This window comes from Hydrocoleum sp. CS-953 (genome assembly GCF_002260545.1).
GTDB lineage: Bacteria > Cyanobacteriota > Cyanobacteriia > Cyanobacteriales > Microcoleaceae > Trichodesmium.
In genome coordinates, this window is the sequence record NZ_LGSU01001360.1 from 1 (window position 1) to 10,919 (window position 10,919).

Here is a 10,919-nt window from a genome sequence, read left to right on the forward strand (position 1 = left end):
TCTAAATTTTTCTGGCATCTATTTTGTTCTCTATGGCAGGAGGAAAATTTCCCAAATCCTATTTATAATCCAGATTTATTAGGGTGTGGTGAAAGTGATATGCCATCTGTGGCATATTACCCTGTAGATTGGGCTGAACAATTACAATATTTTTTAGAGAAAATTGTGCAAAGACCAGTAATTTTAATTGTGCAAGGTGCTTTATTTCCTGTGGCTGTATCTCTAGTAAAACTACAACAAAAATCAAATTTAATTTCTGGTTTAATTTTATCAGGACCTCCCCAACTTGAGTTAATGCAAAAAGCTAGTTCACCTGTGCAAAATAAATTGAGATGGAATCTTTTTTACTCACCAATTGGTAAAGCTTTTTATCGCTATGCACGGAGTAGAAAATTTTTAGATTCTTTCTCGAATAAACAATTATTTGCCGATCCTAATCAAGTTGATGAAGAATGGTTAGAAACTTTGGAAAAAGGGGCAAAAAATTCCCAAAGTCAGTATGCTGTTTTTTCTTTTTTAGCAGGCTTTTGGAGACAGGATTTTAGTCAGGCGATCGCTCAAATTTATCAACCTACTTTAGTATTAGTAGGAAGTNTAGAAAATTTTTAGATTCTTTCTCGAATAAACAATTATTTGCCGATCCTAATCAAGTTGATGAAGAATGGTTAGAAACTTTGGAAAAAGGGGCAAAAAATTCCCAAAGTCAGTATGCTGTTTTTTCTTTTTTAGCAGGCTTTTGGAGACAGGATTTTAGTCAGGCGATCGCTCAAATTTATCAACCTACTTTAGTATTAGTAGGAAGTCAAGCATCAACTATTAGTAAAACAAACAAAACTGAAACTCCAGAACAAAGAATGAAAACTTATTTAAAATATTTGCCTCAAGCAAAAGGTAATCAAATTTCAGGACGCAATGTTTTACCTTATGAGTCAACAAGAGAATTTGTTCAAGTTGTCAGTGAATTTTTACCAACAATTAATTAATTAGCTATTAGCTTTGAGCGATCGGCTTTTAGCAGATTGAGGTTTCAATTCCCTTCTCCCAGGTAAAAAAAAATAATCCTATTGAGTGCTAATTGCTGACCGCTTATTTCTAAATGTCAAAATATTGGAAAATTAGAATTAGGTCTAAAGTCAAATGAGTATAGTTGAGAATGATAGTACAACTGAAACAGTAAACAACACTATTTTAATTGTGGATGATAATCCAATCAATATGAAATTAGCAGTTAGTGTTTTAGAGAGTTATAATTTTAATATTTTAGTATCTCTTAATGGTAATAATTGTTTAAAACAAGCAAGAGAAAATAGTCCAGATATTATTTTACTCGATGTTTTAATGCCGGGAATTGATGGTTTTGAAACCTGTAAGCGCTTAAAAGCCGATCCAGAAACTAAAGATATTCCTGTAATTTTTATGACTGCTTTATCAGATACAGAAGATAAGATTACGGGGTTTGAAGTGGGAGCGGTAGATTACGTTACTAAACCAATTAAAATAGACGAGGTTTTAGCAAGAGTAAAAGTGCATATACAACTGCGAGAATTAACCAAAAAATTAAAGAAAAAAAATATACTACTTCAAGAAGAAATTCAACAAAGAATAATAGCAGAAGCAAAGCTTAAAAAAACATTACAAGAGTTACAAGTAGCCCAAAAGGAGATTGTTTCTAAAGAAAAACTTGCCTACTTAGGTACTTTAACTTCAGGTATTGCTCATGAACTTTGTAATCCCCTCAATTTTGTTCAGAATTTTGCTCAACTTTCGTCAGAGTTACTAGATGAATTTCTGGAAGATTTAACTTTAGAAATCAATAAAATTGAAGCTGAAAAGTTTGATGATTTTACAGAAATAATCAATGAGCTGAAACATAATACAGATGGAATTTATCAACATAGTAAAAGAGCTGAAAAAATTATTAGAATGATGGTCAAACACGCACGACTGGATAGTAGTCAGTTACAATCTAGTAATTTGAATAATATTTTAACGCAATCATTGCAATTTGCTGGTCAGAGTCTCTGGGAAAAAGATAAATTTCCTATCAAAATTAATACTAATTACGATAATTCAATAGGTAAAGTTTTAGTGTCATATTCAGATCTGATTCAGGCTTTTATTAATATGTTTGATAATTCCTATTACGCTCTCAAAACTAAGTTAGAACAACAGGAATCGACCAATCAGGATTTTACTCCCACTGTATCTGTACAAACCTGCAACTTAGGAGAAAAAGTAGAAATTCGGATCTATGACAATGGAATAGGAATAAACTCAAAAATCAGAGATAAAATTTTCGATCCGTTTCAAACTACTAAACCACCTGGAGAAGGAATAGGTTTGGGTTTATCTCTCAGTTATGAAATTATTGTTGGACAACATCATGGCAGTATTGAAGTAGAAAGCAAACTAGAAGAATATAGTGAATTTATCATTGAAATTCCTGTTACAAAAAATATAGATGAAGTCAGAAGTTAAATTCTCAGCACGGACTAAACTTGAGAGGTGCGATAATATCCTGATAGTAATGGCGACTACTATACAAGGGAGGAGAACTAATATCATGTCCGGATAAGAGCGTGATAAAAAAACTTTCTCCTTTTTATACTTTCTTTTTCCCTCTTCCCTCTTCCCTCCTGACTCCTGACTTCTCCCTTCTTATTTATAACTATTCAACCGGACATAATATAATTACCTGAAATCTCTGTAGCTTCAAAGTTGTGAGGCTATAAAATCTTAGTTTTGACTTTTGATTTTTGACTTTTGACTTCCGTAAAACGGTATCGCACCAAGGGTTCTATGGTTTGAAATTTCTCCTCTGGTGTATCCGGTACATTTTGCTTTTGGCTCCGATCTTACCGAAATAATTAATAATTAAACAATTAAATAATTAGATAATTCACGCCTTGAAGCCTCCCCTTTCAAGGGAAAAAAATCAATCTGTTCCTTAGAGTGTCAATCCTCTCCCTAAAAGGGAGAGGTAATTATCAATTATCAATTATCAATTAATGAACCCATTTTGCTAATATAGATAAAATACCAAATGCCAAAATTCCGTAATTTATATTTGGTTCGGGAACTTTAACAGACGTTTCTTTCAAGTCTTGATTCATATAACCCTGATAATTTTCAAAACCCCAATCAGCGATCGCTGAAACCCCATTCTCTCGATCAAAATAGTTATCTTCTTCTGTGAGATTCTCTGTAAATTCGTTACCAGTTGTGGTAAAATTAATTCCGCTTAAAATATCGCTAGTTTCCAATGTTTCCATTGCCCACATAGCACCATAAATCCAGTCAATATGTGATGAAACACGAGTGGAACCAACAACATCGTAATAGCTAGAATCATTTAATCCGTCGTTTTGCCCCCAACCAAAGGAACTAACTCCAGCCACATAACCATTAATAAATAATCCGCCTCCACTATCTCCAGGAGCGATCGTATATTCTAAGTCTAGAGGGATAGTGTCTGGTTTGGTAGGATATGATGTTAGGGGACTGTCGAAATCTGATAACAATAAGCTCTCTGACAACCCCAAACTACTACCAAGCTCAACAATATTTTGACCTGCTCTTTTTGTACCTATTGTATTGGGTAAAGAACCTGTGAAACCGTTACCTGTAGCACCGAAGCCAACATAAGTTCCTATTTGTTCCGATTCATCAAAACCTGTAAATAGGGTAGCTAACGGTAGGTGTAAAACTGGAGTTTCCAGACGCAATACAGCAATATNTGACAACCCCAAACTACTACCAAGCTCAACAATATTTTGACCTGCTCTTTTTGTACCTATTGTATTGGGTAAAGAACCTGTGAAACCGTTACCTGTAGCACCGAAGCCAACATAAGTTCCTATTTGTTCCGATTCATCAAAACCTGTAAATAGGGTAGCTAACGGTAGGTGTAAAACTGGAGTTTCCAGACGCAATACAGCAATATCGTACCCAGCAGTAAAGTCTCGATCGCTAGAAAACCAACCGCGATGAGCAGTAGTATTTGTCACCGAGTAGGAAATACCGTATGCCCAGAAGTTAGCATTGAGTAACGTTTGGTTGTTATGATCGAGACAGTGTGCTGCCGTAAGAATGTAACTTGGATCTATTAGAGTGGCAGAGCAGGTATATTCACCAGAGGAGAATTTTGTGTCCAGATGACCGACACTGGGAAATAGGTTAGCTAAGGAGGTATATTCCTCGTCAGGGCGATCGTGACGGATGGTGCCAGCATGGGCAATGTTATGAAAGCAAACGGTTGTTATTAAAAGTATGGTTGAGGATATTAAGCGGTTAATCATCATTCAATTAGTTGGTTTTAGGGAATAGGTAGGGACGTTAACTTCCCTGGCGGNAGGAGGTATATTCCTCGTCAGGGCGATCGTGACGGATGGTGCCAGCATGGGCAATGTTATGAAAGCAAACGGTTGTTATTAAAAGTATGGTTGAGGATATTAAGCGGTTAATCATCATTCAATTAGTTGGTTTTAGGGAATAGGTAGGGACGTTAACTTCCCTGGCGGGAAGTCCCGCGCTCTCCCGCAGGGGAGCGTCATAAAGGAAAGCCAGGGCCAAGATTTGGATACCTTCATAAGCTGTTCATATGCCCTTGACAAGCTAGGTACATTTTGTTAGTATCAATGTCAACACAGGGGGAGGACATCACCTCNTACCTTCATAAGCTGTTCATATGCCCTTGACAAGCTAGGTACATTTTGTTAGTATCAATGTCAACACAGGGGGAGGACATCACCTCTGTTTAAACAGCGGTCAGGGTTTCCCAGACTGAAGAACCCCGCGTTTTCCCGTAAGGGCAACGTCGGGAGTATGTCAAGTAAAACGGTATAATATCACAGTAGGGGCGTTTGCAGAGCATGACCTTAGGAAATGGCATTCGCCCTTACAGGGTTTTGGTTATGACTTACAGGGTTTTGGTTATGACCGTGTGGTTTATCAATCATTTAGCACTGTAAAATTTGTAGCTATCTGTAGAGGGCAAATGCCATTTGCCCCTACAAAATATGGTGGTTCTGTGTAAGTCCTGTATTACTGATTATCCTGACATGATATAATCAGGACTTACGCAAATTCTGAAATAATACACTCTCTGTAGAGGGCAAATACCATTTCCTATATGTATTGCCAAAGTTTTGAGGAAATTAATTCTAAATTCTCAATTCTAAATTCTCAATTCTTAACACGCTCCCGATCTATTCAAGACAACCCAGATAGTTTTCCAGATTAATTGGAGATCGTATGCAATAGACCATTTTTGCTGATATTTCAAATCCATACGCACTACTTCTTCAAAGTCTTTGATATTAGAACGACCATTTACTTGCCATTCTCCAGTAATGCCTGGTTTTACCTCCAGTCTGCGCCAGTGATGTGTTTGATACAGTTCGACTTCATCAATAGAAGGAGGGCGAGTTCCGACTAAACTCATTTCTCCTTTGAGAACGTTCCAAAATTGCGGTAGTTCGTCTAAACTGCTTTGACGGAGGAAACGACCAATGTTAGTTATTCTGGGGTCGCGTTCGTTTTTAAACATATTTCCCTGAGCTTCGTTTTTGACTAAATGCTTTAATTCTTCTGCATCAATAATCATGGAACGAAATTTTCTGATGTGGAAAGTTTTGCCTAAAAAACCACATCGCACTTGAGTAAAAAATAACGGACCAGGATTATCGAGTTGCATGAAAATAGCGATGGGAATGGCGACTATTCCTGTAATTGCTAATCCTATTAAAGCTCCGAGAATGTCTATTATACGTTTGGTTTTGCTGGTTACAGATGGATGAGTTGTTTGTGTATATGGATTAGTTGATTGGTGGTGTTGTAAAGTTAGAGTATTCATATTTTTAACTTTAATATTAATGGGAAGTTTTGTATCTGGAACCTTACACGGTGGATTTAGAAACCGGGTTTGTGCTAATAGATGTCGGTTGGGCAAAATGTTTAAATACAAACCCGGTTTCTGAGCGGTATCCAAAATATGAGTGAGAAACCGGGTTTGTGCTAATAGATGTCGGTTGGGCAAAATGTTTAAATACAAACCCGGTTTCTGGGACTTGTAGGGGCGATTTCCTGCGGAATGCTACGCAAACGCGAATCGCCCCTACAGATGAATCGCCCCTACAGATTAATTGCTTTGTTCAATTTTAGAGACAATAGCTAGTAATTCCTGTTGAGACTGAGTATTTCCTTGCTGTTGATACAAGTCTGCTGCTTTGCGATAATCAGCGATCGCTTGTTCTAGTTTTCCTTGTTGATAATAAAGGTTGGCTCGGTTGGAGTAAATTTGAGGTATGTCTGGTCTGAGGTTGATAGCTTGAGCGTAGTCAGATAGGGCGTTTTGGTAATTTGCGACTGCATGATGTAGTGTAGCCCTATTGCCATAGATTTTGATTTTAGTTGTTTCATCGGTAGCAAATTCTAATGCTTTGTCGTAATCTGATAATGCTCCTTTTNCTTGTTGATAATAAAGGTTGGCTCGGTTGGAGTAAATTTGAGGTATGTCTGGTCTGAGGTTGATAGCTTGAGCGTAGTCAGATAGGGCGTTTTGGTAATTTGCGACTGCATGATGTAGTGTAGCCCTATTGCCATAGATTTTGATTTTAGTTGTTTCATCGGTAGCAAATTCTAATGCTTTGTCGTAATCTGATAATGCTCCTTTTAAATCTGTTAGTTGTTGTCGAGCGTAGGCGCGGTTGTAATAAGTGTCTGCCATTTCGGGTTTGATTTTTAGGGCTTCATTATAATCTCTGATGGCTTCTTCATAGTTTTGGGCTTGGAAATGAGCATTGCCTCGATTATTATATAAGGTGGCATTGTTGGGGTCTTTTTCAATAGCTTTGTTGTAATCAGTTAGTGCCCCTTGATAATCTTTTTGAGCTACTTTTTCTACTGCGCTATCGTTAATAGCTTCTACTTGGGTTACTTTTTGGCAAGCTATGTTTAAGGTACTGAGTGTGGTTGCTATTGTGAGAGTGAGAATAGTTTTAGAGATTCTGTTCATCATTTTTGTAATTGGTAATTGGATAGTTATGTTGTTGATTCTTGGTAGGGGCGAATGGCTATTCGCCCCTAAATATATATCTGATTAACTACGACGTTTGCATTTGAATAGAGCGATCGCTAAACCGACTATTGCGACTGTGCTGTTTGGTTCGGGAACTTTTTCTTTCAGCTAAGGCGATCCCCCCAACCCCTCTTAGTAAGGGGGGCTAAAGAATTTGACAAATGAGAGAATAAAAATTCATACCAGGTCTCCAGTCCCCCCCTTGGAAAGGGGGGCTAGGGGGAATCTAATCCTTAACTACGACGTTTGCATTTGAATAGAGCGATCGCTAAACCAACTATTGCGACTGTGCTAGTTGGTTCGGGAACTGATTCTGTTTCCTGCCCCAAAGTGCCACCATCAGCTTCAGAGGCAGTGACAATAGTAACCGCATAACCAGGACGAGAACCAGCATCGTTTATAGACAAATAACCTGGGATATTTTTGTCGAAAGCAGTATGGGAAGATACACCCCAGTTACTCAAACCTGCAGTTGTTAAGCCTTCATTTACTGCAAAGTCTGAGGTCTCTGTGGGAATAACCACGTTATCTGTATGGAAGTAGGACGCATAACCCTCTAACTCATCCTTCAAAAAAGAGCGATCATTTAACCACCATTGCTGACCAGCCAAAGCTACAATACCCATACCTTCAGCACTGCCTGCCCAATTAACAGAATTCACTAAGAAACCGAGGGGACCATTAGGACGAGGACCGGGGTTACCATAACCGTAATGATTGTCTGGGTCTTGACCACTTAAGAAAGTACGATTGCCCCTAGCTGCAGATATTGCCTCTTTGTTATTTAAAATCCCAGTGGGGTCGAAATTAAGTATCCTGTTCCTCGCGGCAGCTCCGATCGCCAAAACATCATAATCAGAAAAGTTAGGTGCAGGGTCTTGAGGATTCCAGATAGTGAGATTCCAATCTAAACTGCCATCTCCTTCTGGGTCAAATGTTGGTGCTAGAGCAGCTAACTCTGAGATTGTTGCATTGTAAATATTGCTCTGACCATACCACAGAACATTGAGAGATGCAGCATTANGTCTTGAGGATTCCAGATAGTGAGATTCCAATCTAAACTGCCATCTCCTTCTGGGTCAAATGTTGGTGCTAGAGCAGCTAACTCTGAGATTGTTGCATTGTAAATATTGCTCTGACCATACCACAGAACATTGAGAGATGCAGCATTAGCAATGGAGGCAGAAAATAGACCGAAAGTAGTAGCAATGCCTAAGATGGCTTGATTGATTAAACGATGTTTTTGATTGCTCATAATTATCTCTATTGGTAGATTAGATGTAGGGGCAAACGGCTGTTTGCCCTAGATTAAATGTAGAAACACCTCTGTAAAAATACGGTTACTGCTATTATTCATAACCAACACAATTCTATAACAGAAAAATTAAAGCATTGTCGAAAATCGACAGCGAAGATAAATCTTGTCGAAGATCGACAAAAAATGTATGGGTGAACGTTCGGTGTTGTAGTGGGTAATGGCCATTCGCCCCTACTGTTTGTTTAATGAAGTAGTACCTAAAACACCTACACCCAAAAGACCTAAAACCGAAACAGGTTCTGGTACTCTCTTGTGCTGTTGTTGTTGCTGCATCTCTTCAACCTTGATATCAATAAATGCACTTGTAAAAGAGGTTGCAGTTGAACCACCAACTCGCAGTTGGTTCAAGTTCCATCCCGCGCCACCACTGGCAAGAGCTAAGTCTATATAATCTGCTTCAGTATTGCTGAAAGCATTGGTAACAATACCACTTAAGGATGGAAGTTTGGTTGTTCTATATCCACCACTACCGTCGGCAATATAAGCATTTGCTTCTGAGTTAACTCCAATAGCATCATTCACAAAGTTGGCATTAACTACCGCATTCAAGAAAATATCATCTTTACTGTCTGCAGTTCCTCGCTGTAACCCTGCCAGGATGTTTGTGAAATTGAGGCTAGAGTTACCATTATCCCGATCTTCGTCTGTTACTAGGATGAAGTTAACGGCAACATCTTCCCGAAAGCTATAGTTATTTAGAGCAAAGTCAATGGCAGAATAACCATCTTCAAACCAACCAGATACGAGTAAGTTATTCGTCGCAGTTGTAAATTCAGCAGAAGTTGCAAAATTAGCTCCACCTACAGGCAAAGATCGCCCCAAATTATGGGAGTTATTGCTATAATTATAATTACCAAATCCAACAAGACCAAAACGGTTGTCTATGAGACCTTTACTTTGTAGGGCTGTATCTAGCTGTGGAATCATTGTGCCGAGCCATTGGTGTTCGCCGAACATAGAAGTGGATTCATCAACAATAACGACTACATCAGCACTTTGTAAGCTGGCTGCAGTTGCAGCGGGAGTTCCTGCAATTAACAAAGCTAGGGAACAAGTCCCTATTTGTAAGTATTTGTTGTTAACGTTCATTATATCTTTAGTGCATAAATATAGGATTTCTGTTGTTAGATCGAATTTTGTAGTAGCGTGTCTAGCTTGAAAATGTGGGTTAAAAAACCTAACCCCCCAACCCCCTTCCCTACAAGGGAAGGGTGGGCATTCTCCCCTCTCCTTGCAGGAGAGCGGTTGGGGGTGAGGTCTTCTAGGTTTCTCCGTTCCTTTAGTCTAGACACGCGAGTAGTATCGGTTAAAAAAGTATAGAAACCGGGTTTATATTAAATCAGAACTGACGCAAAATATTAAATTACACACCATCTCTAGGGGCGAATGCCATTCGCCCCTACATATATCTGTGGTTAACTACGACGTTTACGTTTATAGCCAATTAAAGCGGCTACTGTCATTCCTAGCATTGCTATTGCACTAGGTTCGGGAACTGACTTTGATTGTGGGTTATTACCGTCGTCACCGAGTTGGTCATTACCGCCATCACCGAGCTGGTCATTACCGCCATCACCAAGTTGGTCATTACCATCGTCACCAAGTTGGTCATTACCGTCGTCACCGAGTTGGTCATTACCGTCGTCATCAAATTGGTCATTATCATCGTCATCAAATTGGTCATTATCATCGTCATCAAATTGATTTTGTGAATAATCAATTAACTGAGCATTCACAGGAGAATTAAAAATGTTATCCGCCTGATTCAAAAAGGCACCAGTAATCCCCGCCCCAAACTCCGCAGCAAACAGAGCAATAGGTTCATCTGCTTCTGTAGAAGCAATAGTTTGAGTTGCTATCGCATTCGTAGCATTAAAACCACCAGCACCTGAAGTAGTTGTATCATAGTCCACAGGAGAATATTCCGTAACTAGACGAGAATTTTCTGCAAATAATCGACTGGTGTTTTCTACGCCAGTATTTCGCTCAAAAATGCGGAAGTTAGAATCAGGGTCTTCATTGATAGGTATACGAGCAATATTTACTGCACCGAAACCATACTCATTACCAGTACCAGGCATTCCAATAGGGTTGCCGTCAACACCAAGGAGATTCCAGTTGAAAGAAATTACCTCTGATTCATCGAAATCATCCACTGTAATTACAAAACCATCCAAGACATTATTACCGTTGTCGATGGTCTCCCAGTCAGCAACTACAGGACTACCAAAGAAAGGGTTGGGGTGGCCGACAACTCGACAACCAGGAACTAAAGCGCAAGCACCAGGAGTGTTTCTCTCTCCAACACCAAGCAAGTCCCGGTTTGGTATTGGTCCGCTAGCAAAGGTATTCAGGTCTACCTGAGTGGCATCCCATTGAATTGCTGTTTCAGTTGATTCCACGACTTGACCACCGTTGGTAAATAGTTGATTTCCTGGTAGGGGGTCTGCATCTGGACCCATTAGGGCGACCGTTACGATCGACTCCTGCACCCGCAAAAGTGGGAGCTGCACCATCGGTAAC

The 10,919-nt window shown here is 39.1% G+C and carries 8 protein-coding genes and 2 pseudogenes; 3 read left to right on the forward strand and 7 right to left on the reverse strand.

Going from position 1 to position 10,919, the window contains the following annotated elements:
* Both AFK68_RS26025 and AFK68_RS26035 read left to right on the forward strand, forming a co-directional pair.
* A partial coding sequence (locus AFK68_RS26025; RefSeq protein WP_094676358.1) for an alpha/beta fold hydrolase occupies positions 1-594 on the forward strand: 594 nt, incomplete at both ends.
* Positions 595-1,137: 543 nt separating this feature from the next.
* Positions 1,138-2,478 carry a response regulator gene (locus AFK68_RS26035; protein ID WP_094676348.1) on the forward strand — a complete coding sequence of 447 codons (1,341 nt, stop codon included), beginning with the start codon at positions 1,138-1,140 and terminating at the stop codon, positions 2,476-2,478.
* A gap of 1,259 nt (positions 2,479-3,737) precedes the next feature.
* Here AFK68_RS26035 and AFK68_RS46505 read toward each other — a convergent pair.
* The 7 genes and pseudogenes from AFK68_RS46505 to AFK68_RS46525 form a co-directional block, all read right to left on the reverse strand.
* Positions 3,738-4,301 (reverse strand): annotated as a pseudogene (locus AFK68_RS46505) (trypsin-like serine protease); the annotation flags it as partial.
* 890 nt (positions 4,302-5,191) lie between these two features.
* The gene (locus AFK68_RS26045; RefSeq protein WP_371357506.1) at positions 5,192-6,052 is read right to left on the reverse strand and encodes a sugar transferase; all 861 of its coding nucleotides are present in this window, start codon (positions 6,050-6,052) and stop codon (positions 5,192-5,194) included.
* 87 nt (positions 6,053-6,139) lie between these two features.
* Positions 6,140-6,406, reverse strand: coding sequence for a tetratricopeptide repeat protein (locus AFK68_RS46510; RefSeq protein WP_371357564.1), 267 nt, complete (start codon positions 6,404-6,406; stop codon positions 6,140-6,142).
* A 62-nt stretch (positions 6,407-6,468) separates the two neighbouring features.
* Positions 6,469-7,018: pseudogene (locus AFK68_RS46515) on the reverse strand (tetratricopeptide repeat protein); the annotation flags it as partial.
* Between the two features lie 81 nt (positions 7,019-7,099).
* A complete protein-coding gene (locus tag AFK68_RS46520; protein WP_094675373.1) occupies positions 7,100-7,186 on the reverse strand; it encodes a PEP-CTERM sorting domain-containing protein in 87 nt (28 codons plus the stop codon).
* A 1,381-nt stretch (positions 7,187-8,567) separates the two neighbouring features.
* Positions 8,568-9,485, reverse strand: a complete 918-nt coding sequence (locus AFK68_RS26065; RefSeq protein ID WP_094675367.1) for a hypothetical protein — start codon at positions 9,483-9,485, stop codon at positions 8,568-8,570.
* A 326-nt stretch (positions 9,486-9,811) separates the two neighbouring features.
* The gene (locus tag AFK68_RS46525) at positions 9,812-9,868 is read right to left on the reverse strand and encodes a hypothetical protein (RefSeq protein ID WP_371357565.1); all 57 of its coding nucleotides are present in this window, start codon (positions 9,866-9,868) and stop codon (positions 9,812-9,814) included.
* Between the two features lie 35 nt (positions 9,869-9,903).
* Between AFK68_RS46525 and AFK68_RS46530 the strand changes: the two genes are divergently transcribed.
* Positions 9,904-10,143 carry a hypothetical protein gene (locus tag AFK68_RS46530; protein WP_371357507.1) on the forward strand — a complete coding sequence of 80 codons (240 nt, stop codon included), beginning with the start codon at positions 9,904-9,906 and terminating at the stop codon, positions 10,141-10,143.
* Positions 10,144-10,919 lie beyond the last annotated feature (776 nt).